The sequence below is a fragment of the Novosphingobium aerophilum genome (assembly GCF_014230305.1).
Lineage (GTDB): Bacteria > Pseudomonadota > Alphaproteobacteria > Sphingomonadales > Sphingomonadaceae > Novosphingobium > Novosphingobium aerophilum.
This window is the reverse complement of sequence record NZ_JACLAU010000010.1, coordinates 59,248-85,693: the sequence shown is the minus strand read 5'-3', so window position 1 is coordinate 85,693 and position 26,446 is coordinate 59,248. Positions and strand designations below refer to the sequence as shown.

Here is a 26,446-nt window from a genome sequence, read left to right as displayed (position 1 = left end):
ATGACCGTCCGCCTGCAGCTTCCCCCCGAATGGCATCCGCAGGACTGGCTGTGGATCGGCTTTCCGCACGACGAGACCGAGTGGCCCGGCTTCCTCGGCGCCGCGCAGGAGCAGATCGCGGACTTTGCCAATGCCGTCGCGGAAAGCGGGCAGGCGGTGCGGCTGATCGTGCGCGATGCCGCCAACGAGGCCCGCGCGCGCAGCCTGGTGAGCGGCGCGGTGACGCTCGAGCGGCGGCACTATGGCGACGTCTGGCTGCGCGACACCGGCCCGCTGGTGGTCTGCGGGCCGGACGGGCGGCGCGAGGCGCGGCGCTTCGGCTTCAACGGCTGGGGCGGCAAGTACCTGATGGACGGCGACCAGACGATCGGCGCCGAACTGGCCCGCGACGCCGGGCTGGCGGTGACCACGGCGGACTGGATCCTGGAGGGCGGCGCGCTCGACGGCGACGGCACCGGGCTGGTCGTCACCACCGAACAGTGCCTGCTCAACCCCAACCGCAACCCACACCTGTCGCGCGCCGATCTGGAGGCTCGGCTGGCGCGCGATCTGGGGTATGATCGGGTGCTGTGGCTGGGGGACGGACTGATCAACGACCACACCGACGGCCATGTCGACAACCTGGCCCGCTTCGTCGCCCCGAACGTGCTCGCCCTGCCCCGCGCGACCGGTCCGGACGATCCCAATGCCGCGATCTATGCCGATGCCAAGGCGCGCGCCGAGGCTTTCGGGGTGACCGTGCGCGAGGTACCCTCGCCCGGGCGGGTGATGAGCGGTGAGCGGATCGAACCGGCCAGCTACATGAACTTCGCAATCACCAGCCATCTGGTGGTCGTCCCGATCTATGGCACGCAGCACGATGCCGAGGGCGTCGCGGCGGTGGCCGAGCTGTTCCCCGACCGCGCGGTGATCGGGCTGATGGCCGATGCCGTGCTGGCCGGCGGGGGCAGCTTCCACTGCGCCAGCCAGCAGATGCCGGCGGCGGGGTGATAGGAAGCCAAAGGGCGCGCGAAACGGAAATGCTCGGACCCAGGAGCATCCCGCAGCCCCTCCGTAGCCGAACAGCAGGGCCACCATCATCGTCGTCCCGGGCTCGACCCGGGACAGGGCTTCGACTTTGCAATGCCCGCGGCCGAGGCAAGCCCTGCCCCGGATCAGGTCCGGAGCGACGATGGGGTTGTGGTCGGCCTTTTTGCGGCGGCCAAGTCCCCGCGATCCCGCTTAGGCTGATTCGACCGGGGTGTCAGGACGTGTGCATGGGCCGAACACCCATCGGCGTGCCGCTGCCCTTAAGCCTTCGGTAAGACCTTCGCGGCATGATCCAACCATGGCCCGCGCCCTTGCCCTTGCCGTTGCGACTCCGCTCCGCCCTGTCCTGCAGGACCGGCTGCGCATGGTGATCGTCGGTGGCTGCGCGCTGGCCCTGATCCTGGCCGACAAGGCGCTGCCGATCCTCTGACCAGCGCTGCGGCGCTTTCCCCCTGACCTTGACGCCAGCGCCCGTTCCGGGCCGCAGCCGCGCGCGTCCGGCGCAGGGGGCAACCAAAAATTAGGTAGTTTACCCTATTTTTCCGGCATGACCCAAGCTCGCCATGCCTGGCTGGCCGCTGCGGCGGTTGTGCCCCTCGCCTTCGTCAGCCATGGCGCGCATGCGCTCGGCACGGCTGCCGGAACCATCATCACCAACACCGCCAGCGGCACCTTCACCAATGGCGCGACCACGTCGACCGTGCAGTCCAACACCGTCTCGGTCCGCGTCGACGAGGTGCTCGACGTCACCGTGGTGGCGCTCAACACCGGGGCGACGCAGGTGGGCGGCAGTGCCGTGGCCGTGCCGTTCCGCATCACCAACACCGGCAACGGGCCGGAAGCCTTCAGGGTCACCGTCGCCGGCGCCCTGCCGGGCAACCAGTTCACCCCGACGGTGACCGGGCTGGTGCTGGATACCAACAACAACAAGACCTACGATCCCGGGATCGACCAGCCGCTGCTGGCGGGGGCCAACACCGCCGCCCTGGCGGCCAATGCCACGCTGGATGCCTTCGCCATCGTCACCCTGCCCGGCGGCGCGAGCGACGGCCAGACCGCGCAACTGCGCCTGACCGCGGAGGCGGCGACCGGATCGGGCACCCCGGGAACCAGCTTCGCCGGGCGCGGGCAGGGTGGCGGCGATGCGATCGTCGGCGCCTCCACCGCGCTGGCCAATGCGGCGAGCCCGCTGGTCGCCTCATCGATCGCCATGGCCATCACCAAGTCGGCCAGCGTGGCCGATCCCTATGGCGGGACCAAGATCATCCCCGGCGCCGTGGTTACCTTCAATCTCGCCGTGGCCTTCACCGGCAGCGGCAGTGCCAGCGGGGCGCGGATCACCGACACGATCCCGCCCAACACCACTTACCAGCCGGGCACGCTCCGGCTCGACGGGGCGACCTTGACCGACCCGGCCGACGGCGATGCCGGCGCGGCCTCCGCGGCAGGGATCGACGTGAATCTGGGCACGGTCAGCGGCGGAACCACCCGCCAGATCCGCTTCGACGTGAAGATCAACTGAGGCCGAGCGGCGCGCCCAAGCCCACCCATGCTCCATCCCCGTTCGTGTCGAACGACGTCAAGACACGCCGGTGAGCACCGCTCGACTTCGCTCGAGGCGAACGGGGTGGGGTTATGGCTTAGCTTAGCTTAGCTTGCCTCAGCGCAGGTCGGGCGGGGTCGCCTCGGCCTTGAGCAGGGCGATCGCCTCGGCCAGGGGCACGAACTTCTGCCGTTCCTCGCCCAGGGTGCGGATCGCCACGGTGCCTTCATCGGCCTCGCGCTTGCCCACCACCAGCAGGTGCGGGACCTTCTGCAGCGAGTGTTCGCGCACTTTGTAGTTGATCTTCTCGTTCCGGAGGTCGGTCTCGACCCGGATCCCGGCCGCCGCCAGCTGCGCCGCCACGTCCTGGGCATAGCCATCGGCATCGGAGACGATCGTCGCCACCACGGCCTGGACCGGAGCCAGCCAGACCGGCAGCTTGCCGGCGAAGTGCTCGATCAGGATGCCGATGAAGCGTTCGTACGATCCGAAGATCGCGCGGTGCAGCATCACCGGACGGTGCCGCTCGCCGTCCTCGGCCACGTAGCTGGCATCGAGCCGCTCGGGCAGGACGCGGTCGGACTGGATCGTGCCGACCTGCCAGGTGCGGCCGATCGCGTCGGTCAGGTGCCATTCGAGCTTGGGCGCATAGAACGCGCCTTCGCCCGGCAGTTCCTCCCAGCCGTATTCGGGCGTGGCGAGGCCGGCCTCGGCGACGGCGTTGCGCAGCTCCGCCTCGGCCTGATCCCACTGCGCGTCGCTGCCGAAGCGCTTTTCCGGGCGCAGCGCCAGCTTGATCGCATAGGTGAAGCCGAAGTCCTTGTAGATCCGGTCGGCCAGCTCGCAGAAGGCGCGGACCTCGGCGACGATCTGGTCCTCGCGGCAGAAGATGTGGGCATCGTCCTGGGTGAACTGGCGCACCCGCATCAGCCCGTGCAGCGCGCCGTGCGGCTCGTTGCGGTGGCAGCAGCCGTTCTCGTAGAAGCGCAGCGGCAGATCGCGGTAGGACTTTATCCCCTGGCGGAAGATCAGCACGTGCGCCGGGCAGTTCATCGGCTTGAGCGCCATCCACTGCGCATCGTTGGACACGATCGGGCCCTCGTCCTCGGTGTTGGGCACCTCGTCGGGGATCACGAACATGTTCTCGCGGTACTTGCCCCAGTGGCCGGACTGCTCCCACTGGCGGGCGTCCATCACCTGCGGGGTCTTGACCTCGCGGTAGCCGGCGCCATCGATCGCGCGGCGCATGTAGGCTTCCAGCTCGCGCCAGACCTTGTAGCCCTTGGGGTGCCAGAACACCGACCCGTGCGCCTCCTGCTGGAGGTGGAACAGGTCCATCTCGGCGCCCAGCTTGCGGTGATCGCGCTTGGCCGCCTCTTCCAGGCGGGTCAGGTGGGCATCAAGCTGCTTCTTGTTGAGCCAGCCGGTCCCGTAGATCCGGCTGAGCATCGCGTTCTTCTGGTCGCCGCGCCAGTAGGCGCCCGAGACGCGGGTCAGCTTGAAGGCGGCGGGATCGAGCTTGCCGGTGCTGGGCAGATGGGGCCCGCGGCACATGTCGAGCCAGTCGTCACCCGACCAGTAGACGGTCAGCTCCTCACCCTCGGGCAGCTCGGCGGCCCATTCGGCCTTGAAGCGTTCGCCCTGCTGCTGCCACCGGCTGATCAGTTGCTCGCGGCTCCACACCTCGCGCCGCAGCGGCTTGTCGGCGGCGATGATGCGGCGCATCTCGGCCTCGATCGCGGGCAGGTCCTCTTCGGTGAAGGGGCGTTCGGCCGGGGCGAAATCGTAGTAGAACCCGTCGTCGGTGCTGGGGCCGAAGGTGATCTGGGTGCGCGGGAACAGGGCCTGCACCGCCTCGGCCAGGACGTGGGCATAGTCGTGCCGGGCGAGGTCGAGCGCCTCGGCCTCGTCGCGGCTGGTGATCAGCGCCAGGCTGGCGTCGCCGCTGAAGGGTCGGCTGAGGTCGACCAGCTCGCCGTCGATCCGCGCGGCGAGCGCGGCCTTGGCCAGGCCGGGACCGATCGCGGCGGCGACATCGGCCGGAGTCGAGCCCTGCGGCATCTCGCGCACGGAACCATCGGGCAGGCTGATCTTGAGGAGTTCGGACATGCCGACCCCCTAAAGCAGCGCGGGGATGCCTTCAACCGGGTTCCGCGGGCAGGCGCCGGGTTGGGGCGACGGCCAGACCGGCCCCGGGTGGGGGTGGGGGCTTGCCGCCGCAGCAGGCTGCGCGCATCACGGCGGGCATGACCGAGACGCGCTTCCTGACCCTGCCCGACGGCCGCCGCCTGGCCCATCGCTTCACCCCCGGACCTGGCCCGGTGCTGGTGTTCCTGCCCGGCTACAAGTCCGACATGGCCGGATCGAAGGCGGCCGCCCTGTTCGACCACTGCCATGCCCGGGGCCGGGCCTGCCTGCTGCTCGACTATTCCGGCTGCGGCGAGAGCAGCGGATCGTTCGGCGAGGGCACGCTGACCCGCTGGCGCGACGAGGTGCTGGCGCTGGTCGACGCGGTCTGCCCCGGGCGGCCGCTGGTCCTGGCAGGCAGCTCGATGGGGGGCTGGCTGATGCTGTTGCTGGCGCTGGCCCGGCCGGACCAGGTGCGCGCGCTGATCGGCGTCGCCGCTGCGCCGGACTTCACCACCTGGGGCTTCGACGCGGCGCAACAGGCGCTGCTCCAGACCGGGGAAATCCTCTACGAGGACAATCCCTATGGCCCCGAGCCGACCCCGACCTATCCCGGCTTCTGGCGCGATGGCCAGGCCAACCGGGTGCTGGAGGGCCCGATCGGCTTTGCCGGGCCGGTCCATCTCCTGCATGGCCAGCGGGATGCCGACGTGCCGTGGGAGATCGCCTTGCGGCTGGCCGCGGCCCTGCGTTCAGACGCGGTGCAGGTGACGCTGATCAAGGATGGCGATCATCGCCTGTCGCGCGATCAGGACCTGGCGCTGCTGCTGCGCACGGCCGAGGCCCTGCTCGCCACGCTCTGACCGGATGGCCCCGCCCCCATGCCTCTTCCCCTGCTTGCCCTGCCCCTGATCGCCTCCGCGCTGCTCCCCCTGGCGGCACAGGTCGGGCCGTTCACCGCGCCGGGGACCATCGGCACCCCGCTCCCCGAGCCCGTCGCCCGCCCGCCGCGCGCCAGGCCGCCGGCCGGGGCGGCCAAGGCGGCAGGGCCCCGGACCGCGAAGGCGGATGACGGCGCCCGGCTGCGCGAATGCCTCGCCGCGGCGGATGACGACCCCGAGGCGGGGGCCGATCAGGCCCAGGCCTGGCTGGCCACGGCCAAGGGCCATGAGGCGGCGGAAGCGGGGCTGTGCCTGGGCACCGCGCGCAGCCACGACGAGGACTGGTCCGGGGCCGAGCAGGCCTTTCTCGCCGCGCTCGACAGCGCCGGCAGCGACCGGCTGCTGCGCGCCCGGCTGGGGGCCATGGCGGGCAATGCCGCGCTGGCGGCCGGTTCGCCCGAGCGGGCCCTGACCGCGCTCGATACGGCCCGGACCGAGGCGAAAGGACTGGCCGATCCGGCGATGATCGCGCCGATCGCGCTCGACCGCGCCCGTGCGCTGGTCGCGCTGGGCCGTCTGGTCGAAGCGGGTGCGGCGCTGGGCGAGGCGCGCACGGCAGCCCCGGGCGATTCGGAGCCCTGGCTGCTGTCCGCCACCCTGGCGCGGCGCCAGGGGCGTCTGGCCGAGGCCCAGGCCCTGATCGAACGCGCCGCCGATCTCCGCCCGGTCGATCCCGACATCGGGCTGGAGGCCGGGGTCATCGCGATGCTGGCGGGCCGCCCGGAAGCGGCGCGCAAATCGTGGGAATCGGTGGTGGCGATCGGCGCGGATAGCCAGACGGCGGCCACGGCCCGCGGCTATCTGGCGCAACTGGGGCCAACCCCCGCTCCGGCGACCAGGCCGGGCGCGGCGGCGGCCGGTCCCAAACCCTAGACCGGAAGAAGTCCTAGGCCGTAAACTCATAAACAGCGCCATCGAGGTTTGAGGCAGAAAGGCCCAGCGCAAGGCGGATAGGCGCAGGAATAGTGGTTCTATTTCAAGCCTATCCAACGCAGCGATGGGCCTTTCTGGGCAAATCCCTGCGGGACGCCCAAATGGCTTCCATCTCGGCCAAACCCGCCCTTGGAAAGGCAACCAGCCTTCCCCGCGGGCGGCTTCGCCCGATCTGTTCGCCATTTGGGCGCCTCGATGGCGCTGTTTATGAGTTTACGGCCTAGAGCGCGATCCCGGTGATCGCCCCCGCCGGGGTTCCGCGCAGCTTGGCAAGCTCCAGGACGTCGTCCTTGTTGACGGGAAGACCCGCCTTCCACAAGTCGAAGCTGGAGATCCGGCGCAGCGTGCAGAGCCCGCCGGCGCCATCCGGAACCAGCGGAATCTCGAAGGCGACCCCGGTGCGTATGCCGACCACCCGGATCACCTGGGCCACGGCGATCTGGCCGCTCCCCAGATCGACGGCGATCATCTCGCCCGGGACCATGTCGGTCAGGCCTTCGATCAGCGCGCCGGAGGTGGACAGGTTGCGCAGGATGCCGGTCTGGTAGGTGTCGTGATGGACGACCCCGACCGCGCGGTACATGGTCAGCCGGTCGGCGCGCTGGCGGGCCGGGCCCGAAGGCACGATCTGCCAGTTGTCGCTGGCCCTGCTGAGGAACTCCTCGGCCGAGATCGGCTTGCTGTAGATGTAGCCCTGGACATAGTTGACCCGCTGGGCGCGGACCAGATCAAGCTGGTCGAAGGTCTCGACCCCTTCGGCCGTGGTCACCATGCTCAAGGCCTGCGCCATGGTCGCGGTCGCCTCGACGATCGGGCGGTTGCGACTGGCAAATTCGGTGGCCCCGCGGATAAAGCTCTGATCGATCTTGAGCTTGTCGAACGGCGAGCGGCGCAGGTAGCCGAGCGAGGAATAGCCGGTGCCGAAATCGTCGAGCGCGAGCCGCACGCCCAGGTTCTTGAGCCCCTGGAAGATCTGCTGGACCTTCTCGTCATCGCTGACGAACACGCTTTCGGTGATCTCCAGCTCGAGCCGTTCGGGCGGCAGCCGGGTTTCCCGCAGGACCCGCTGGACGATCTTGACGAAGTCCTCCTCCGCGAACTGCACGGGGGAGACGTTGATCGCCACGCGCAGGGACTTGGGCCACTGCATCGCATCGCTGCACCCGCGCCGCAGGGCGAATTCCCCGAGCCGGCAGATCAGGTTCGATTCCTCGGCCAGGGGAATGAACTGGGCGGGCGAGACAAAGCCCTTCACCGGATGGATCCAGCGGATCAGCGCTTCCGCCCCGACCACGGTATCGGTCCGGGCATCCACCACCGGCTGGTAGTAGAGCTGGAACTCGTCACGCTCGATCGCGAGGTGAAGGTCCTCTTCCAGCTCGCGGCGCTCGGTCGCCGCCTTGAGGTAATCGGTGGTGAAGAACCGGAAGACGCCACGCCCGCTGTTCTTGGCCGAATAGAGCGCCAGGTCGGCATTGCGGGTCAGCTCGTCCGCGCTCGTCCCGTCGCGCGGGCTGATCGCGATGCCGATCGAGGCCCCGATCGTGCAGCGCTCCTCACCGATGCGGTAGGGCTGGGACAGCATCTCGATGATGCGATAGGCGAGCTGGCCGAGGAACTCCTGATCGCCCTGATCGCGCAGGACGATCTGGAACTCGTCACCACCCAGGCGGCAGATCGCCTCCTTGTCGCCGACGATGGTGATCAGCCGCTCGGCGACCTGCTTGAGCAGCGCATCCCCCGCAGCGTGGCCCAGGGTATCGTTGACCTGCTTGAACCGGTCGAGATCGAGCAGCATGACGGTGCAGCACCGGCTGCCGGCATCGAACGAGGTGAGGATCTGTTCCAGCACCTTGCCCATGCGGTGCCGGTTGGTCAGCCCGGTCAGCGGATCGTAGCGGACGAGTTGCGACTTTTCCTCGGCATGGAGGTGCTGTTCGGTCACGTCCTTGAGGATGCCGCGAAACCCGCTGTGCTCGCCCAGCGGGTCGAACATCGCCTCGCCGCTGAGCTCCCAGACCCGTTCGCCCCGGCCAATGTTGCGCCGCACCAGGATGCCGTCGAACTTGCTCTTGCGCGCGAACACGAATTGCAGGGTCCGCCCGGATTCGCCCTCGGTCCGCACCACCGGCTCGAACAGGTCGATGAAGCGTCCGCCCGGCCCGGCGTCCTCCCCCAGCAGATCGGGGCGGATATGGGCCGACAGATAGGTCAGGGCACCGGCGGCGTCGGTCATCCAGAAGCCGCCCTGGCCGATCGTCTCGAAGGTCTGGAGAAAGGCTTGTCCCATCTCCGCCAGCGGATTCGGCTCCGGCGCGACCGGGGGCTCGGGTGGCTGCTTCTTGAGCAAGGAGGAACGGCCGATCCGCAGGCTCATCGCATTCCCTTGCACATCAACCGGTTGGGCAACATCGTCCTGGTCCTGGCGAACGGTCCGACCGTCCCGCCCGCAAGGGCCGGCGCCGGCTCCTCCGCCTTAGCTTCAAAGGATTGTGGGCCCGTTCCGTAAACATAGGGTTATGTACGGATTGTCATGGGCGAAGGCCGCCGAGTCGCGCTGGCGGCGCCCCGGAACGTCGGGGATCAGCCCCCGAAATCGAGCAACAGATCGGCCATGGCATCGACGATCGCCGCCGCATCGAGTCGGTAGGTCCGGTACAGATCCGGGATATCCCCGGTCTGGCCGAACCGATCGGTGCCGAGCGGGCTGACGCGCATGCCGCGCACCGCGCCCAGCCAGGACAGCGCGGACGGGGAACCATCCAGCACGGTCACGAGGGCCGCCCCGGCGGGCAGGTCCGCCAGCAGGCGATCGGCGTGGCAGGGGTGGGCGGGCTCGCCCCGCCACCGCGCCGCGCGGCGAGCCGACCAGCCCCGGTGGAGCAGATCGGCCGAGGTCACGTTGAGCAGGCCCAGCCCCGGCATGTCCTCGGCCAACTGCTGCCAGGCGTCCAGCGCCTCGGGCGCAACCGCGCCCGAGAAGACGATCGCCGCTTCGGCACCAGGCCCGGGGCGGCGCAGCCAGTAACCGCCCTGCAGCGCGTCGGCCTGCCAGGAATCGTCGCTCCGCTGCGGCTGGGTCAGGGTGCAGGTCGACAGGCGCAGGTAGACCGAGCCGCCGTCGGGGCGCTGCAGGTGGTCGAACGACCAGTGCATGATCGCTGCCAGTTCGTCCGCAAAGGCCGGTTCGAACAGGGTCAGACCGGGCTGGCCCATGCCGATCAGCGGCGTGTTGATCGACTGGTGCGCGCCGCCTTCCCCGGCGAGGGTCAGGCCGGATGGGGTGCCGACCAGCAGGAACCGGGCGTCCTGGTAGCACCCGTAATTGAGCGCATCGAGCCCGCGGGCGACGAACGGATCGTAGACCGTGCCGACCGGGAACAGCCGCGATCCGAAGTGCGGAGCGCTGAGCCCGAGCGCCGCGAGCAGCAGGAAGAAATTGTTCTCGGCAATGCCCAGCTCGATGTGCTGTCCGGCCGCATGCTGGATCCACTTCTGCGCGGACGGGATCCGGGCGTGCTGGAACACGTCGGCCAGCTCCTGCCGGCGGAACAGGCCGCGCTGGTTGACGAAGGCGCCCAGGTTGGTCGTCTGCGTGACGTCCGGGGCAGTGGTGACAATGCGGTCGGCCAAGGGCTCGCCTGAGCGGGCGAGGTCGTTGAGGATGCGCCCGAAGGCCGCCTGGGTCGATTGCTCCGCGCCATTGGGCACCGGCAGCATGGCCGGCAGCGGGATCGCCGGGACGACCGGCTCGGCCGGTTTGCGCGCCAGGGCCGAACGGGCGACGAAATCCTCCAGCGCGGCGCGGGCATTGTCGCCAAGGCCGGCCCAGGGCTCCCATTCCTCGCCCGGCGCGATCCCCAGCGCCTCGCGCAGCCCCTCGATCTGGGCCGCGTTCATCATCCCCGAATGGTTGTCCTTGTGGCCCGCCAACGGCAGGCCATAGCCCTTGATCGTATAGGCAATGAACAGGGTCGGCCGCTCGTCCTGCGCGCTGTCGAAGGCCTCGATCAGCGTTTCGGTGCAATGGCCGCCCAGATTGGTCATCAGCGCGGCGAGCTGCTCGTCCGAATGGTCGGCGATCAGCGCGCTGACCTGGGGCCGGTCCCCGATGTCACGCAGCAGGCGCTCGCGCCAGGCCGCGCCGCCCAGATAGGTCAGGACGGCATAGTCGGCGTTCGGGCAGTTCTCGATCCATTCGGCGATCGCCGCGCCGCCCGGGCGGGCGAAGGTCTCGCGCTGGCGCTTGCCGTGCTTCAGCGTGATCACCCGCCAGCCGCAGGTCTCGAAGATGTCGTCGAAGCGGCGGAACATACGGTCCGCTGTCGTGCTGTCGAGCGACTGGCGGTTGTAGTCGACGATCCACCAGCAATTGCGCAGATCGTGCTTCACCCCCTCGATCAGGCATTCGTAGATGTTGCCCTCGTCAAGCTCGGCATCACCGAGCAGCGCGATCATGCGCCCGGCGTCCTCCTCGCGCACCTCGCCATGAGCCACGAGGTAGTCCTGGACCAGGCTGGCGAAGGCGGTCATCGCCACGCCGAGTCCGACCGAACCGGTCGAGAAATCGACCGGGATCGCATCCTTGGTCCGGCTGGGATAGGACTGCGCGCCGCCCAGCCCGCGAAACCGCTGCAACCGCTCGAGCGACTGCTGCCCCAGCAGGTAGTGGATCGCGTGGAGCACCGGCCCGGCATGCGGCTTGACCGCGACCTTGTCCTGCGGGCGCAGCGCATGGAAATAGAGCGCAGCCATGATCGCGGTCATCGAGGCGCAACTGGCCTGGTGCCCGCCCACCTTCATGCCGTCGCGCTTGGGCCGCAGCAGGTTGGCATTGTGAATCGTCCAGGCCGACAGCCAGCGCAGCCGCACCTCGAGCTGGTCGAGCAGACGGGCGGTCTCGGCTGGGCGGGTCTGGGCGATCACGGTCATCTCGGGCGCTCCTCGCTTGTTCCCCTGAGGCTAGCACTCGGGCCTCGGCAGGTCCTTGCGAAGGTTGCCACTCCACCGTAACCTGTTGGCAGAATCATTCTCCATAATCGAAAAGGTTGGCAGATCATGCCGGATGTGGCGCTGGATGCGATCGATCGCCGGATTCTCGCCGAGGTCCAGCGCGAGGGGCGGATCTCCAACCAGGACCTGTCGGAGCGGGTTGGCCTTTCGCCCAGCCCATGCCTGCGCCGTTTGCGCCTGCTCGAGGAGCGCGGGGTCATTTCGGGCTATGTCGCGCTGGTCGATCCGGAGCGGGTCGGCATGGCGGTGACGGCCTTCGTCCGCGTCCGGCTCGATCAGCAGGCCGACCGCCAGCTTGCCACCTTCGAGGCGGCCGTGGCCGGCTTTCCCGAGGTGATGGAGTGCTACATCATGACCGGCGACGCGGATTACCAGTTGCGCGTGGTCGTCCCCTCGCTGTCGGCCTTCGAGGACTTCCTGCGCGGCAAGCTGACCCGGATCGAGGGAGTCAGCCAGGTCACCACCAGCCTCGCACTGCGCCCGATCGTGTACAAGACCGCGCTGCCGGTGGGGATGGTCAGCCCATAGCGCCAGCGGAGCGTGATGTCGCGATGCCGCGGCTTTGCCATGGCGCTTGCGCGTCATTCGATCCACGGCACTTCAGGCGACGACTAGACATTCTTGCCCGTGAGCTTGTCACCCTATCCGCTGGCAATGTCAGGCTGCAGGTCCGCGTCGGACGCATGGGGCTTGAGGGATGGCATGTGCGCTATCAGGTCTCGCCCAGGGAGACCCCGATCTCATGCAGCAGACCATCCCGTCCGAACACCATATGGATATAGGTCAAGTCTTCACCATTGGGGTCGATCGGGGCCTGGTAATGGAGGTTGTCGTCTATGGTGAGTTTGACGCGAGCCCTGCGTTCCACCCGCGCGATGGCTTCGGCCTTGGATTTCACGCTTGCGAGACCAAGCGGTAATTGACGCCCAGCCTCCCGGCGCAGGTATCTTTGCCTCGTGATGTCCGTGCCAAAAATCGTCCAGCGCGAACCGTCAGGCCTGAGAACTTCGCAGTCACCTGGCACGCAAGGGCCGCGCGGCTGGCGGCGCGCGAGGCCGATCTGCCGCCGGTCGGTTGCTTCCACGTCGTGTTCATGCTGCCGGCGCAGGTCGCGGATAACCTCAGCAAACTCCACGGAGGGTCCAGCGCTCGATCACAGATCGAGGTCATCCAGGCCTGAAAACCGAACCGCGTCAACGAACCAATTCTGGGCAACTGATGTTGTGGCCTGTCCCTTCGATCCGGGCGTCACGCAGTCGGATCGAGGCTCCCTTGTCGGAGGACATGCGAAGGGGATTACTGACCGCAGTGAGATCGGCCCCTGCTTGTTTGAAGCAATACAGCGGGATGAGCGTGTCAATCACCTTGTCGCCCGGCGCGGACCGCAATTGCGGTCCGATGTCGATCCGTCCACCACCAAGCCCCACGTTGAACGCGCCCGACGGAGCAGCATCGATCTTCCAGCGCAGCCGCAGCACAAAGCCTTCGTCCAGTTCGCGGGTCAGATTGACTGCCGGCCCATCGATCGCCACCGTGCCCGTGCCGGACCAGATGAACTGACGGGCGTCCTCCTGCGCGGTCAGATCGACCGTACGCGTCGCTACGGTGGCTTCTGCGTTCAGCCGCCAGGGCGACGGTACCGCGCCCCGCACCAGATAGGTGTCGGCATTGGCAGCGGCGACCAGATCTATGCCGGGGTCTTCATTGACAGGTCCGACCTTCGCCGAGCGAGCATAGGTCAATCCGTATCCGGCCGGAAACAGCGGCCGGGCAACGGGCGAGCGAGCGTCGCGCGGCCAGGGAAACGGCAGGCGACCGTTGAAATCCGCCCGGGGCCTGCCGTCCTTGCCGGCTACCAGAAGATCGGCCACGCCCGCTCCCTGGCTGCCCGGCAGCCAGGCCGCCACGAAGGCATCGGAGGCATTCATCTGGGGCCCGGTGAACAGGGGCCGGCCGGAGAGGAACACCGAAACCACCTTGATGCTCTGCGCCTTGAGCCGGGCGAGGAGCGCCTGGGTCCCGTCCAGGTCGCGGAAGGCCAGGTCGGCCACATCGCCCTGGAACTCGGCATAGGGGTGCTCACCATAGACCACCACCGCCACGTCGGGGCGCTGGGTCCAGGCGCCATCCCGAGCGATCACCGCCTCGCCACCGGACTGGCGCACCGCCTCGGCAATCGCGCGACCAATCGTCTGGCCCTGGGGGAAGTCCGCAGCCGTGGTATCAGTGCCCTGCCAGGTGATCGTCCATCCCCCCGCCTGCATCGCCATGTTATCGGCAGCGGGTCCGGCGACCAGCACCCTGGCCCCGGGCCGCAAGGGCAGGACTCCACCTTCGTTCTTCAGCAGCACCAATGACTTGGCCACGGCTTCGCGCGCCAGGGCAAGGTGTTCGGGCGTGCCGATCCGTTGCGGGTTGCCGCGTTCGACGGGATCGGGCCCGAGCAGGCCCAGCTTGGCCTTGACCCGGAGAATGCGCCGCACGGCATCGTCGATCCGCGCCTGCGGAATGGTGCCATTGCGCGCCGCGCTCAGCGTCGATGCGAACAGCCCCTTCCAGCTGTCGGGAGCCATTGCCAGGTCGAGCCCGGCGTTGAAGGTGGCAGGGCAGTCGGTGATGGTGCAGCCGGGCAATTGGCCATGCCCGTTCCAATCGCCCACGACCAGGCCCGCAAACCCCGTCCGGCCCTTCAGCACATCGGTGAGCAGCGCGCGGTTGCCGTGGTTCTTGACCCCCTGCCAGCTCGAGAAGCTGGCCATCACCGTCAGGGTCCCGGCCTCGATCGCCGGAGGATAGCCCTGAGCATGGATCGCGATCAGCCGCCGCTCCGGCATGGCCGCATTGCCCTGGTCCACTCCGCCCGCGGTGCCACCATCGGCCAGCCAGTGCTTGGCCGTCGCCGCCACCCGGTTGGCCGGGATTGGCTGCCCCGGAGTCAAATGCCCCTGAAGCCCGAGAGTCATCGCCCTGGCATAGCGCGCGACGAGCGCCGGGTCGGCCGCATAGCCCTCATAGCTGCGGCCCCAGCGCAGGTCCTGCGGCACAGCCAGGGTGGGGGCGAAGGTCCATTCGATTCCGCTGGCGGCGACCTCATCCGCGGTTGCCGCGCCGATCCGCTCGATCAAGTCCGGGTCGTTCGCCGCCCCCAGCCCGATGTTGTGCGGGAAGATCGTCGCGCCCGGCAGGTTCGAATGTCCATGGACCGCATCGACCCCGAACAGGATCGGAATGCCCTGACCGCTCTGGCGCGAAGCCGCACGGAACTCGGCGACCAGGCGGGCCCAGGTCGCACCATCGGCGCGCTCGTCGCCATAGGGTCCGGAATTCCCTCCCGCCAGGATCGAACCGAGCGGAAACTGCGCCAGATCGGCCGGAGTGATCGTGCTGATATCGGCCTGGATCATCTGGCCGACCTTCTGCTCCAGCGTCATGCGGGCCATGATGTCGGCGATCCGCGCCTCGGTCGAAGGATCGGTGAGGGCCTCGGGGCTGCGCGCGGCCGGCCATGCCGCAGGATGGACCGCGGCCGAGTCCGATACCGCTGCTCCGGCGGCCAGAGCGGGTGCAGCCAGCAGGGCCGGAGCCACAAGCAAACAGGGCCTGAACTTCATCACCACTCTCACCCATTCGTTTGTGAACGTTCTCATTCGTTCAGTGACACGGGCGCGGCGCGAAATCAAGCGTGGCGCTCAGGGATGAAGCCGAAGCGAACTTAGCAATCCCACCGCGCAGAGCGAGAGCATCGCCAGCAGTGCGAACAGACCGGGGAACCCGAAGTAGGGCACCAGCGCCAGGGTGAGCCACGGCATGACCAGCGACGGGACCGTGTTGGTCAGGTTGAACAGCCCAAGATCACGGCCGATACGGTCCGAGCGGGGCAGCACCCGCAGGGTCTGTGCCGAGTGAAGAGCCAGGAACGTGGAGGTCGCACAACCAAACAAGGCATAGGCAGCATAGGCAGTGGTCAGGCTCCGCGCGGCGGCCATCGCCAGCAGAGCGACCGAGGCGACCAGGGCGCAGACGACGAGCGGGGCGATGGGCCGGTTACGCCGATCGCCCCAGTGCCCGGCCAGCAGCGCGATTGGCGCTGCGGCCAACAGGACCAAGCTGAGCACCCGGGCCGTGCGGAATTCGTCCATGGTCGGATCGATCCGCCGCAGCCATAGGTAGAGGAACGAGAACAGCGCGGCCTCGGCGATCTGCACGGCCAGCCGGGCCAGCCACATCCGCCGCGCCAGCCGCGCCCGGGCGGCCCGTCCCGGCTGGTTCCCTGGGCCGTCGCCTTCGTCAGGGGGAACGGAGCCGGTCGCCGGGGGTCGCCGTGATGGGCCGAACAGCAGCAACGGAACCACACAGGCCGTGACCATGACCATCACCAGAACGAGCCGCTCACCGGCCGCCGCCAAGCCGGGCAAGGTCACCACGGCGCCTGCCAATCCTCCCATTCCTGGGGCGAAGGCCAGCAGCCCGCCGAGCAGGCCCTTCTGCCGGTCGGGCACCTGCTCGCCCGCCCACGCCGCCAGGGGCGCGAGCATCATGTTGAGGCCAAGCTGCCAGGTGATCACCAGAACGATGATGGTCACGAAGCTGGTGGCATGGGCCATAAGGAGCAGCAGGGCACCCGATATCCCCAGCCCGAGAGTGACCCAGCCCAGGCGATGCCCGGAACGATCGCTCAGATAGCCGAACAGGATGTTCCCCAAGCTAGCCGCCACGGCCCCGGCAAACAGGATGTAGGCCAACCACGATACCGCGATCCTGTCTCCCGCCAGGACTGTAACCTGCAACGGCAGCAGGATGGTGAGGAACGGAACATAGGCGATAGCCCCTCCGCTCCAGGCCAGGGCGTAGAGCAGCAGGGCGCGAAGCGACAGCTCGTCCGGCGCCGGCTCAACCACCCGGGACGGCTGGGCAAGCGGCGACTGACCCGCGTTCGACGAGGTCGCCGGTAATCACCGTAACCGCGGCGGACAGCCCTGCCTGGGTCTGACTGGCGATGATCAGCTCTACCGCCTTGGACGTGGTCGCCGCGATCGGCTGGTCGATGGCGGTCAGCGGCGGCTGGGTGAAGTGGACCAGCGGCGTGTTGTCGAAGCTGATCACCGACAGCGCACCGGGCACATCCAGACCGAGCCCACGGGCCACCTCCAGCGTCGCCAGGGCCATCTGGTCGTTGCTGGCGATGATCGCGGTCGGCGGCGATGCCGCGGTCAACAGATCGCGCGCGGCGCGCTCGCCCGAGGCATAGGTGAAATCGCCCGCAGCGAGCAGTCCGTCGGTGGCCAGCCCGGCCTCCGCCATCGCCGCCTGCCAGCCCGCCACCCGCCAGCCGCTGAGGTTGTATTCCGGAGATCCGGCAATGAAGCCGATGCGGCGATGCCCGTGGTCGATCAGATAGGCTGTCGCGCGGCGTGCCGAACCCTCGTCATCCATCGACAGCGGGATGCCGCTGCCGGTCTCCTGCGAACCGATGCGGGCGAACGGTATGTTCTGGCGCGCCAGAAGCCTGACGAGCTGCGGATTGTCGGAGTGCGGCGGAGTCAGGATGATCCCGTCGGGTTGCAGCGCGGCAATGGCCGAGAGCAGCTCGCGCTCGACATGATCGCTGTGGGTGTCGACCAGTTCGAAGATCATGCGATAGCCGTGTTCAGCGCACTTGAGCATGCCGCCGAGCAGCATCTGGTCGACCCAGTCGGTGCCCTGCCGCGCCTGCCAGTCGGCAATGGTCCGTTCGCGATCGTTGAGCGCGAGGATGAGGTAGGAGCGCGATCCGCTCATCCGCTGGGCCGCGATCGAGGGTACGTAGCCCAGCCGGTCAATCGACGCCTGAACCCGACGCTTCATGTCGGGGCTGACATTGGGCTCGTTGTTGATCACCCGGCTGACGGTTTGCAGGGAAACGCCCGCATCGGCCGCGACATGCTTGATCGTCACCGCTTGTCGGCGTCGTGCCATGGACTAGTGACCCTTACCGCTTACCCGTTCCTCCGCCCGCTTACCGGGTGAATCACCCTTTTGCCAGACGCGAACCCAATCGATTCCGAGTCGCTTGGGAAAGCCGGCGGGATCGACCCCACCCAGGTTCCGACCCTCGGCCAGACGCCCCCCAACGGCCAGGTTGAGGATCAGGTGGAACGGCTGGTCGAAGGGCGCACCGGGCGCATTCGAACCGCTGCTCCACCATTCGCCGGCCGAACGTTCGGAATAGGTGCGGCCGTCGATCTGCCACGTGATCCGGTCGGCCGCCCATTCGATCGCAAAGGTGTGGAACCCGTCGAGCACTTCGGACGCATGGACCGTGGTGCTGGCCTGGGCATTGCCGGGCCAGGGTTTGCCGAAATGGAGCGTGCCCAGAATACGATCTTCGCGCCCCTTGGCGCAATCGGCACAGGGCACGCCCAGGTTGACCGCCTCCAGCAGGTCGATCTCGCCCGATGCTGCCCAGGGACCATAGCCGTCGCGCTCCGGGAGGAGCCAGATCGCCGGCCACAGCCCCTGCCCCTGGGGCAGTCGGGCGCGAACCTCGATCCGACCGAAGCACCAAGCCGCCTTGCCGCGGGTGGTGAGCCGCGCCGAGGTGAATTCGCGGGTTACCGTCGCCGCCGGATCGACCGCATCCCGTCGTTGCCGCCGGGGCAGCGCCGGACCGTTGGCGATCTGGCGGCGCGCGGTGATCACCAGGTGGCCCTCCTCGATCCGCGCGTTGTCACGACTGGCGGTGTAGCACTGCCGCTCGTCGTTGCCCCCGCCCCAGCAATCGTCCTCGAACCCCCAATGGGCAGGATCGATCCGCTCACCGTCAAACTCGTCGGACCAGACCAGCCGCCAGTCCGCCGTCTCGGCCGGTGCCGGCACCGCGCCGCACAGCAGCGCCACGCCGGCCGCCAGTGCGGGCCACGGCCAAGTCTGCGGGCTCATGCCGCAACAGCATCCCGCGCCCCGCAGTACTGGGCGACATATTCGTGGTGCCGCGGCAGGCTGGCCACGGTCCGCTCGACACTTTCGCGCAGCCCGTGGAGCAAATGGTCAAGTTCCGCGTCGCTGAGCTTGGTGGCCACCGGATGGTAGGCCCGGGGCATGATCCCCTGCCCCAGCATGACCTGGACCCAGCTGTTCTCGGCAAACAACTCCTCGTTCTTGCGGAACACCCGGCCGGTCTCGCGGAACAGCTCGATCTTGTGCGACAGGCTGTCGGGGATCGCCATGCCGGCGCACTGCCGCCAGAACGGGCTGTCACGGCGTTCGGTGGCCTTGTAATGCAGGACCAGGAAATCGCGGATCTGGACCATGTCGGTGAGCTGCTGCTCGTTGAACTCGGCCACGTCGCGAGGGCTGACCTCACTCATCGGCATCATCCGGATCAGGCGGAGGATGGCGCGCTGGATCAGGTGGATGCTGGTCGATTCCAGCGGTTCCATGAACCCGCCGGACAGGCCCACCGCAATGCAGTTGCGATACCACTGCTGACGCCGCGCTCCGGTGACGAACCGGATGAAGTTGGGCTCGGTCAGCCGCTGGCCCTCGATCGTGCCGAGCAGCCGCTCCAGCGCGGCGTCGCGGTCAAGGTAGCGGCTGCAATAGACGATGCCATTGCCTTGGCGATGCTGCAGCGGAATGCGCCACTGCCAGCCCGCGTCATGGGCGATGGCGCGGGTATAGGGCACCGGCGGGCGGACGCTCTCGGTCTGCACGGCGATGGCGGAATCGCAGGGCAGGTAATGCGACCAGTCATCGTAGCCGGCATGGAGCGCACCCTCGATGAGCAGGGCGCGGAAGCCCGTGCAATCGACGAACAGGTCGCCCGCCAGGCGCTCACCCGATTCCAGCCGCAGAGCGGCAATGTTGCCGGTCTGCCCGTCCAGCTCGACCTCGGCAATCTTGCCCTCGACCCGGCGGGCGCCATCGGCCTCGGCCAGCCGGCGCAGGTAGGCGGCATAGAGCGAGGAATCGAGCTGGTAGGCATAGTTCATGCGATTGTCGGGCAGGTGCGCGAAACGGCCGGCGTGGGCTGCCTTGAGCTCAAGGCAGTAGTCGTCGAAGCTCCAGTCGTGCCCTTTGGTCAGGCCATGCAGCCAGAAGTGCTGGAACCCGGCGGTCCAGTGATCGCGCCCGGTCAGGCCGAACGAATGGAAATAGCTTTCCCCATCGACCTTCCAGTTCTCGAACTCGATCCCCAGCTTGAAGGTCGCCTGGGTCGCGCGCATGAACTCGGCCTCGCCGATCCCGAGCAGGCGGTTGTAATTGACCAGCGGCGGGATCGTGCTCTCGCCCACTCCGATGGTGCCGATCGCATCGGATTCGACCAGGGTCAGCTCGATCGCCCCGCCCAGCGTGCGGGCGAGCGCTGCGGCGGTCATCCAGCCGGCGGTGCCGCCACCGGCGATCACGATCCGGCGCCTGGAATAGGTCTGGGTCATCGGCTGAGGGTCCTGAGCAGGAAGGATCGAAGGCGTCCGGCGGTCTCGGCCGTCAGCGGGTCGAGCACGCCGCGTCCGCCGGCGGGAATATGGTCGGTGACGGCGGGGCCGTGATCGAACACGTAATGATCGAACAACTGGCGCCACAGCATCCGTTCACGCGGCGGCAGGTCACGGATGGCGAGTATGGCATGGTTCAGCGCGTCCTGCGGCTGACCAAGATAGCGCGGGGTATCGCGCCACCAGTAGTTGAGCAGGATGTTGAACGGGGCCAGCCCCTCGACATGGTGCCACCACATCGAGGGCACGAACAGCACATCCCCCGGTTCGAGTTCAGCGACCTGTGCCGTGGCGAGGGCATCGGCAAAGCGGGGATGGGCCGCGAAATCCGGGGCATGGAAATCGACCATGCTGACCGCCCGTCCCGCCGGGGTGTTGTCGATCGGGCCGAGATAGAGATTGGCGTACTGATCGGGCGGGAAGAGGGTGAAGCGGCGGCGGCCGGCGACGCAACAGGCCAGGTTGTCGGGAAAGTCGTTGTGCGCGGCAATCCGGGTGGGCGTGCCGATCCACAGGCTGACCAGAGGTTCGCGAGAGCCCAGATCGATCCGGTTCTCGCGGTCAACGTCCCGGAAATGGGTCGGTACGTCGATCGAGGCGAGATAGATCGTCGGCGGATCGGCCCGCCCCGCATTGGCGTCGATCCCGGCGAAGATATCGGCCAGGCGCCCCCGGGCCATGCGGAAGTTCATGTCCATCGCATCGTCGTAGAACAGCCGCCCGTCGTGCCCCGGCCCGCCGATCGAGACTGCGAAGGGGACCTCGTGCGCCCGCTCGACCAGGTAACGCCGCACCTCGTGGTCGGAGCGGCGCGCGGCCTGGACCAGCGGCCAGTCCGCCACCAGCCCGCGCATCAGGAAGGGCGCATCCGCCCCGCGAAGCAGCCGGTCGAGTGCGGCACCCGCCACTGCCGGGCGCTCCACCACGCGCGGCAGGTCGGCGAGCGCCGGTGGTGCCACCTCAGCGCGCACGGATCCGGGCGTTCCGACGGGCAACAAGGCCCGCGAACTGCGACAGCGAGGCCATCGCCAGATGAATGCGAAGCAGATCGCCGGTGGCGTGGAGCTCCTGCAGCGCGGGGCCGGCCAGGGCGGCGAGGCGGACCTCGTCGATCGTGTGGAAGCCGACCAGACTGTGCTGCGAGCCATCGTCCAGCGCGACCTCGAGCGAGAAAGGCTCAAGCAGGTCGTGCCTCTCAAGGGCAGCGAAGAAGCTCACCCCTTCGCGATGGGCATGGTCAAGATCGCCCAGCATCTCGGCAATCGCCTCGACGTGGGGAGTCGGGCGCCCTTCATCGTCGAACAGGCGGGTGCCCTCGCCGCCAGTGGCCACGCGCGCGTGGCCCATGTCGATGTGGACCTGCCCTTCACCCCCGCCAGGCCCCGGTCGGCCAACCAGGAAGGGCTGGATCGACATGGCGAGCGGGCGGTAGGGGGCGTCCCAGTGCTCACCCTCGAGGAACAGGTTCTCGCCCGGCTCGAAGCCGAACAGGGCCAGGGCAGAGAACTGGCCAGTTGCCAGGTCGCGCCGGAAAACGATCGGGAAATGGGCCTGCACCCGGCGGAACTCCGCGGGAACGGTCAGGCAGGCCATCGTGTCATCGCCGTACTGCGCGCCGGGCCCGGTGTGGACCCGCAGGGTTCCATGGTCGACCGGGTTGAGGATCTGGTGCTGGCTCATGACGGGATGGACTCGTGTTGCGGGAAACGGGTCGGCGCGGCAGCGGCCAACGCGTCGAGATACCCGCGGGTATCGGGGAGAGCCGCGCTGAGCGCGCGCGCGCGGCCGGCGACATCCCGCAGGGCAGCAGCTCCGGCGGCGGCGGAACCAACCGCGGGAACCGGCACGGGAAATCCCATGCCATACAGCACATACTGATGGCTGGCCGCCGGGAACAGCTCGTCGATCTGGGGGAAATCCCAGGTCGAGGGCGGCTGTTCGCGCCATAGGGCCAGACATTCGGCCAGACGCGGAGGAATGGACCCGGCCGCACGCTGGGCCTGCCAGTAGGGTTCGGGCCGACGGCTGAGCAGATAATGCAGCTTGAGGAATTCGACGATGCGGTCCCAGCGGTAGCGGAACAGCGCATTGAACCGGTCCGCGTGGATCGGCAGACTGTCACGGCTCCGCGGGAAATTCTCGGCGAGCGCCTTCAGCGACAACTCGATCATGACGATCGCCGAGGCCTCGAGCGGTTCGATGAACCCGGCCGACAAACCCACGGCCAGGCAATTGCCCGACCAGAAATGCTCGCGGTGGCCCGTCGCGAAAGTCAGCCGGCGAGGCGAGAGGCTGGCGGGATCGGCCCCCGGCACCCTTTGCCCCACGTAATCGCGCAGAATCGCATCGGCCCGATCGTCCGACAGAAAGCGCGAACTGTAGACGCAACCGATCCCGCGCCGTCCGGGTAGCCCGATGTCCCATAACCAACCCGCCTCGTGCGCGGTGCCGATCGTTTGCGCAGCGATCGGCGAATCCGGCGCGACAGGTACCTGGGCCGCCAGCGCCCGATCGTTGAGCGATTCGCCACTGCGATCGACCCAGCGCGAGCGACAATGGCCATCGATCAGGATCGCAGCCTGGCCCGAACAGTCGAGGAACAGGTCGCCCGGAAGCGCAGCGCGGTTGTGCAGCTCCAGCGCCGCGATGCCGCCGCGGTCGTCCGCGACGACCCCGGTCACCCGCGCTTCGACGTGACGCACGCCCAGCCGCCCCGTGGCGTGGCGCGCCAGCAGCGCTGCGAACTTCGCGGCATCGAGGTGGTAACCGTAGTTCAGCGCCCCGCCATAGTCGGGCATGGCGCGTTGTCGCGGCGCCAGGTTGGCCGCGCAGACCGCGTGCTGGGCCGTCATAGCGGCGGCGAACGGCTGCCGGGGTCCATTCGCCTGCCAGGCGGCGAGCAGATCCCGCATGTCACCCGGCGGGGGCGCGGTGAAGGGGTGGAGATAGCTGTCGCCCGCAGACCCATCGACCCAGCCATCGAACCGCGACCCCTGTTTGAACGCCGCATCGCATTCGCGCAGGAATTCTGGCTCGGGAATCCCGATCATGGCCAGCGTCTGGCGCATGGTTGGCCAGGTCCCCTCGCCCACCCCGATAGTGGGAATATCGGCCGCTTCGACCAGCGTTACGGTAAGGGTGGGCAGGCGCGCGGCGATCAGGCAGGCGGATAGCCAGCCGGCAGTCCCGCCGCCGACAATCACGACCTGTTGCACCGCACCGTTCATGATGCCCGGACCATAGCCGACTGCCGGATCAAGCAAGCAGGAAAAAGAGCCGCGCCCGGCCGGGCGCGGCTCCTTCCGGGAAAGAACCGGACCGTCGCGTCACCCCCCGGTCAGAAGGTGTAGCGGACACCGGCGGCGTAGCGCGCATAACCAGGGGCCGCGAAGAATACGGTCTGATCGTTGCGCATGTGCCCGCGTCGGTCGGCATTGGTGATGTTGATGCCCTCGGCGAAGACCGTGATGCCTTTGCGCACCTCGTAGCTCGCGCTGACATCGAACTGGCCGTAGGATTCCACGTAGTAGGGATCGAAGCCGTAGCCCGAGAGGAACCCAGCGCGCCAGTTGTAGGCAATACGGCCCTGCAGCCCGTTCTTGTCATAGTAGAGCACCGCATTGGCACTGTCGCTCGCCCCGTTCACCGCGAACTGCGATACGGTGTAGCGCTGCGTGTTGTCGAACTTGGTGTCGCTCTTGACCACCGTGTAGTTCAGGATCGTGCCGAAGCCCGTGTCCCACAGCCGGTGCTGCAGCGCGAACTCCCAGCCCCACAGGTTGGCCTGCTGGTTGCTGTTGGTGGGCTGGGTGATGATGAAGTTGACGAGCGGATCGGTCGACTGGCCGATGATCCCGTTGGTTGCCGCATCGAAGCTGGAGGGATACCTTGCCGCGATGTAGGCCACGATCTGGGCCGCCGTGGCGTTGGCCCCAAGCGCCGCGCGAGCTTCCGCCGCCCGAGGACCGGCGGCGGCGTTCGTCAGACCGAACGCAGGTGTATTGACCTGGGTCTGGCTGATGAAGTTGCGCACGTTCTTGCGGAAGAAACCGACCGAGATGTAGCTGTCGCGGCTGTAGTACCACTCGGCCGACAGATCGATGTTCTTCGACTTGTAGGGCACCAGGCCAGGGTTGCCGCTGGCGCCGGTGCTGCCGCCGATGCGGATCGGCGAATCCAGCGTGGTGCCGCCCTGCATGCTGCCGTAATCGGGCCGGGTGATCGTGTGGCTGTAGGACGCCCGCAGCTTCACATTGCTGAACGGCGCCAGATCGAAGTCCACTGCCGGCAGCCAGTTCTCGTACTGACCCTTGAGCGTGGCGAAGGCCGAATTTGCCCCGTAGATGATCGCCGTCTCGTTGCCACCAGTCCAGACCGTGCGGTTTGGAATGGGGACCAGGGCCGAGGAGTCGACCTTGGTTTTCTCATAGCGCAGGCCCAGCCGCAGGTGGCCCTTGGTTCCACCCAGGTCAAACGTGTGCGTGCTTTGCAGATAGGGTGCCCAGGTCCGCTCGTGGACCGTGCGGTCCGCGGTGAACTTGGCCAGGCAGGTTCCGGGAGCCTGCGAGGCGCTGCAGATTCCGATCTGCTTGTCCAGCAGGGTGATCAGCCCGGTCGTATCGATCTTGAAGTAGCTGGGGATGATCCCGGTGCCGTTCGATCCGTTCATCCCGGCCAGGTCGTTGGGCAGGTCGGTCTGGGTGTAGAGGCTGTCGGGCGTCTGCGCCGCGGTCAGGGTCCCGCCCCAGGTGTCGTTCTGGATCACGCCGAAGGCCGAGCGGACCCGGTTGTCGGTCATGGTCACGCCGAAGTCGAGACTGTCGATGAACGAGGCATCGAAGTCATAGCCGCCGCGCAGCGAAACCTCGTTGATCTCGTCACGCATGTAGGCGTTGCGGAAGGCATTGCCCGCCGGACGGATGTTGGCGGCGGTGATTTCCGATCCCGGATACATGCTGACCGAGATGACCGGCATGGGCGTCGTGAAATCGACCTTCTGGCTCTTCACGCCGAAGATCGCGCTGCCCACCGCGATGCCGCTACCATAGGGCAGGGTCGGCTTGCTTTCGGCCGTGGAATGGTGCGCGTCCAGCACCAGGCGCAGGCCGCCCGGGCCATCCCACTTGAGGTTGCCGCCGAGCGACCGGTTGATCGAGCGGTTGGCCGCGACCGCACCTGTGATCGCCAGGTCCTTCCCCTCGCCCGCGCCGAAGGCTTCGGCATAGAAGTTGGGACCGGCCGCCGGACCATTGGTCCAGCTGCTGGAGGTGTTGTTGTGGTTGAACCAGACGCCGATGCTGTTTGTGCGCGCGTCGATGGTGTTCTGCGACAGGGTGTAGTCGATCGTCGCTTCCAGCGTGTCGGTCGGCCGGACCTGTAACACCAGTTGCCCGTTGATGCGCTTGCGATCGAAGGTGGTGAAATCGTAGCCGGCGTTCTGGGTGACCTGGTAAACGGTGTTCGGGCCCGGACGGTTCTGGGTCTGGGCGAAGTTGCCGCGCCAGTCGTTCGCGTCGACCGGGAGCGAACCCCAGTTGTTTTCATTGCCCAGGTAACCCTCGCGCCAACCGGCGTTGAACTGGGCCTGGCTGGCCTTGCGATCCTGGTATGAACCGCTGATCAGGATGCCGATGCGGTTGTCGGCGAAGGTGTCGCTGATGATTCCCGAGATTTCGGGAGCCACCTTGCTGCCCTCGAACCGCGACGTGTCATAGAGCCCCTTGATCCCGATGCTACCCTTGAATCCCGGACGGTCGAGCGGCCGGGCGGTCTTGATGTTGAGCACCGAGCCGATGCCACCCGTCGCCAGGGTGGCGCGCCCGGACTTGTAGACCTCCACCCCGGCAATGCCTTCCGAAGCGAGGTTGGCGAAATCGAAGCTGCGCGATGCCGGCGCGCCGCTGCTGCCGCCCAGGCTGGAGGCGGGCATCTGACGGCCATTGAGCAGGACAAGGTTGAAGTCGGGCCCGAAGCCGCGGACCGTGACGGTTGAACCTTCACCGTTGTTGCGATCGATCGACACGCCGGTAATGCGCTGCAGCGATTCCGCCAGGTTGGTGTCGGGGAACTTGCCGATGTCCTCGGCGCTGATCGAATCGAGCACACCAACCGTTTCGCGCTTGAGGTCGATCGCCTGGCGGAGGCTCGCGCGGATGCCGGTCACCACGATCGCATCTTCAGGGTCAGCCGCTGTAGCCGGAGCAACAGCCTCCTGGGCCGCGACACTGCCGCTGCCAAGGCTGAGCGCGGCGATTGATGCTCCCATCATAAGCCGTGCGAACGCGAGCTTGCGCGGTTCAGTCATTCCGTTCCTCTCCCCTCTACCCGGCGCTCACGCATGCTGCGGCACCGATTGTGAACGTTCACTATATGAGAACGTTCAC

The 26,446-nt window shown here is 67.8% G+C and carries 19 protein-coding genes; 6 read left to right on the top strand and 13 right to left on the bottom strand.

The window, feature by feature from the left end:
* The 3 genes from H7F49_RS08955 to H7F49_RS08950 all read left to right on the top strand — a co-directional run bounded on the left by H7F49_RS08955 (position 1) and on the right by H7F49_RS08950 (position 2,551).
* Entirely contained in the window at positions 1-990 is a 990-nt protein-coding gene (locus H7F49_RS08955; RefSeq protein WP_185683248.1) for an agmatine deiminase family protein, read from the top strand.
* A gap of 337 nt (positions 991-1,327) precedes the next feature.
* Complete coding sequence (locus tag H7F49_RS19765; RefSeq protein ID WP_268958956.1) at positions 1,328-1,459, top strand: hypothetical protein; 132 nt, start codon at positions 1,328-1,330, stop codon at positions 1,457-1,459.
* Positions 1,460-1,576: 117 nt separating this feature from the next.
* Complete coding sequence (locus H7F49_RS08950) at positions 1,577-2,551, top strand: DUF11 domain-containing protein (protein ID WP_185683247.1); 975 nt, start codon at positions 1,577-1,579, stop codon at positions 2,549-2,551.
* 138 nt (positions 2,552-2,689) lie between these two features.
* On the opposite strand, the gene thrS is transcribed toward H7F49_RS08950, so the two are convergent.
* Positions 2,690-4,681, bottom strand: a complete 1,992-nt coding sequence (gene thrS, locus H7F49_RS08945) for a threonine--tRNA ligase (RefSeq protein WP_185683246.1) — start codon at positions 4,679-4,681, stop codon at positions 2,690-2,692.
* Between the two features lie 137 nt (positions 4,682-4,818).
* Between thrS and H7F49_RS08940 the strand changes: the two genes are divergently transcribed.
* Positions 4,819-5,562: an alpha/beta hydrolase gene (locus H7F49_RS08940; protein WP_185683245.1), complete on the top strand. Its 744-nt coding sequence runs from the start codon at positions 4,819-4,821 to the stop codon at positions 5,560-5,562.
* Between the two features lie 18 nt (positions 5,563-5,580).
* Positions 5,581-6,513 (top strand): tetratricopeptide repeat protein, encoded by a 933-nt coding sequence (locus tag H7F49_RS08935; protein WP_214647733.1) that lies wholly within the window; start codon positions 5,581-5,583, stop codon positions 6,511-6,513.
* Between the two features lie 280 nt (positions 6,514-6,793).
* Here the strand turns inward: H7F49_RS08935 and H7F49_RS08930 are convergent, their stop codons facing one another.
* Positions 6,794-8,950, bottom strand: a complete 2,157-nt coding sequence (locus H7F49_RS08930; protein WP_185683244.1) for a putative bifunctional diguanylate cyclase/phosphodiesterase — start codon at positions 8,948-8,950, stop codon at positions 6,794-6,796.
* Positions 8,951-9,156: 206 nt separating this feature from the next.
* Positions 9,157-11,505 (bottom strand): transketolase, encoded by a 2,349-nt coding sequence (locus tag H7F49_RS08925; protein ID WP_185683243.1) that lies wholly within the window; start codon positions 11,503-11,505, stop codon positions 9,157-9,159.
* A gap of 126 nt (positions 11,506-11,631) precedes the next feature.
* Between H7F49_RS08925 and H7F49_RS08920 the strand changes: the two genes are divergently transcribed.
* Positions 11,632-12,114 carry an Lrp/AsnC family transcriptional regulator gene (locus tag H7F49_RS08920; RefSeq protein ID WP_185683242.1) on the top strand — a complete coding sequence of 161 codons (483 nt, stop codon included), beginning with the start codon at positions 11,632-11,634 and terminating at the stop codon, positions 12,112-12,114.
* Between the two features lie 184 nt (positions 12,115-12,298).
* Here the strand turns inward: H7F49_RS08920 and H7F49_RS08915 are convergent, their stop codons facing one another.
* The 10 genes from H7F49_RS08915 to H7F49_RS08870 form a co-directional block, all read right to left on the bottom strand.
* Positions 12,299-12,721 (bottom strand): hypothetical protein, encoded by a 423-nt coding sequence (locus H7F49_RS08915; RefSeq protein ID WP_185683241.1) that lies wholly within the window; start codon positions 12,719-12,721, stop codon positions 12,299-12,301.
* Positions 12,722-12,779: 58 nt separating this feature from the next.
* Positions 12,780-15,233: a glycoside hydrolase family 3 protein gene (locus H7F49_RS08910; RefSeq protein WP_235982038.1), complete on the bottom strand. Its 2,454-nt coding sequence runs from the start codon at positions 15,231-15,233 to the stop codon at positions 12,780-12,782.
* A gap of 42 nt (positions 15,234-15,275) precedes the next feature.
* Entirely contained in the window at positions 15,276-16,484 is a 1,209-nt protein-coding gene (locus H7F49_RS08905; protein ID WP_185683240.1) for an MFS transporter, read from the bottom strand.
* Positions 16,477-17,541: a LacI family DNA-binding transcriptional regulator gene (locus tag H7F49_RS08900; RefSeq protein ID WP_185683239.1), complete on the bottom strand. Its 1,065-nt coding sequence runs from the start codon at positions 17,539-17,541 to the stop codon at positions 16,477-16,479. Before H7F49_RS08900 ends, H7F49_RS08905 begins: the two co-directional genes overlap by 8 nt.
* A gap of 3 nt (positions 17,542-17,544) precedes the next feature.
* The gene (locus tag H7F49_RS08895; RefSeq protein WP_185683238.1) at positions 17,545-18,504 is read right to left on the bottom strand and encodes a glycoside hydrolase family 16 protein; all 960 of its coding nucleotides are present in this window, start codon (positions 18,502-18,504) and stop codon (positions 17,545-17,547) included.
* Entirely contained in the window at positions 18,501-20,003 is a 1,503-nt protein-coding gene (locus H7F49_RS08890) for a tryptophan halogenase family protein (RefSeq protein ID WP_185683237.1), read from the bottom strand. Before H7F49_RS08890 ends, H7F49_RS08895 begins: the two co-directional genes overlap by 4 nt.
* Complete coding sequence (locus tag H7F49_RS08885) at positions 20,000-21,022, bottom strand: cupin-like domain-containing protein (RefSeq protein WP_328806629.1); 1,023 nt, start codon at positions 21,020-21,022, stop codon at positions 20,000-20,002. Before H7F49_RS08885 ends, H7F49_RS08890 begins: the two co-directional genes overlap by 4 nt.
* A gap of 1 nt (position 21,023) precedes the next feature.
* Positions 21,024-21,743, bottom strand: coding sequence for a SapC family protein (locus H7F49_RS08880; protein ID WP_185683236.1), 720 nt, complete (start codon positions 21,741-21,743; stop codon positions 21,024-21,026).
* Positions 21,740-23,290, bottom strand: a complete 1,551-nt coding sequence (locus H7F49_RS08875; protein WP_185683235.1) for a tryptophan halogenase family protein — start codon at positions 23,288-23,290, stop codon at positions 21,740-21,742. Before H7F49_RS08875 ends, H7F49_RS08880 begins: the two co-directional genes overlap by 4 nt.
* Before the next feature lie 110 nt (positions 23,291-23,400).
* Complete coding sequence (locus H7F49_RS08870) at positions 23,401-26,331, bottom strand: TonB-dependent receptor (RefSeq protein ID WP_235982037.1); 2,931 nt, start codon at positions 26,329-26,331, stop codon at positions 23,401-23,403.
* Between the last annotated feature and the right edge of the window lie 115 nt (positions 26,332-26,446).

Coding starts and splice junctions, on each gene's coding strand:
- H7F49_RS08920 (WP_185683242.1), top strand. CDS start 11,632: ATGCCGGATGTGGCGCTGGATGCGATCGATCGCCGGATTCTCGCCGAG.
- H7F49_RS08890 (WP_185683237.1), bottom strand. CDS start 20,003: ATGACCCAGACCTATTCCAGGCGCCGGATCGTGATCGCCGGTGGCGGC.
- H7F49_RS08910 (WP_235982038.1), bottom strand. CDS start 15,233: ATGAGAACGTTCACAAACGAATGGGTGAGAGTGGTGATGAAGTTCAGG.
- H7F49_RS08935 (WP_214647733.1), top strand. CDS start 5,581: ATGCCTCTTCCCCTGCTTGCCCTGCCCCTGATCGCCTCCGCGCTGCTC.
- thrS (WP_185683246.1), bottom strand. CDS start 4,681: ATGTCCGAACTCCTCAAGATCAGCCTGCCCGATGGTTCCGTGCGCGAG.
- H7F49_RS08940 (WP_185683245.1), top strand. CDS start 4,819: ATGACCGAGACGCGCTTCCTGACCCTGCCCGACGGCCGCCGCCTGGCC.
- H7F49_RS08950 (WP_185683247.1), top strand. CDS start 1,577: ATGACCCAAGCTCGCCATGCCTGGCTGGCCGCTGCGGCGGTTGTGCCC.
- H7F49_RS08925 (WP_185683243.1), bottom strand. CDS start 11,505: ATGACCGTGATCGCCCAGACCCGCCCAGCCGAGACCGCCCGTCTGCTC.
- H7F49_RS08870 (WP_235982037.1), bottom strand. CDS start 26,331: ATGATGGGAGCATCAATCGCCGCGCTCAGCCTTGGCAGCGGCAGTGTC.
- H7F49_RS08895 (WP_185683238.1), bottom strand. CDS start 18,504: ATGAGCCCGCAGACTTGGCCGTGGCCCGCACTGGCGGCCGGCGTGGCG.
- H7F49_RS08875 (WP_185683235.1), bottom strand. CDS start 23,290: ATGAACGGTGCGGTGCAACAGGTCGTGATTGTCGGCGGCGGGACTGCC.
- H7F49_RS08930 (WP_185683244.1), bottom strand. CDS start 8,950: ATGAGCCTGCGGATCGGCCGTTCCTCCTTGCTCAAGAAGCAGCCACCC.
- H7F49_RS08900 (WP_185683239.1), bottom strand. CDS start 17,541: ATGGCACGACGCCGACAAGCGGTGACGATCAAGCATGTCGCGGCCGAT.
- H7F49_RS08955 (WP_185683248.1), top strand. CDS start 1: ATGACCGTCCGCCTGCAGCTTCCCCCCGAATGGCATCCGCAGGACTGG.
- H7F49_RS08880 (WP_185683236.1), bottom strand. CDS start 21,743: ATGAGCCAGCACCAGATCCTCAACCCGGTCGACCATGGAACCCTGCGG.
- H7F49_RS19765 (WP_268958956.1), top strand. CDS start 1,328: ATGGCCCGCGCCCTTGCCCTTGCCGTTGCGACTCCGCTCCGCCCTGTC.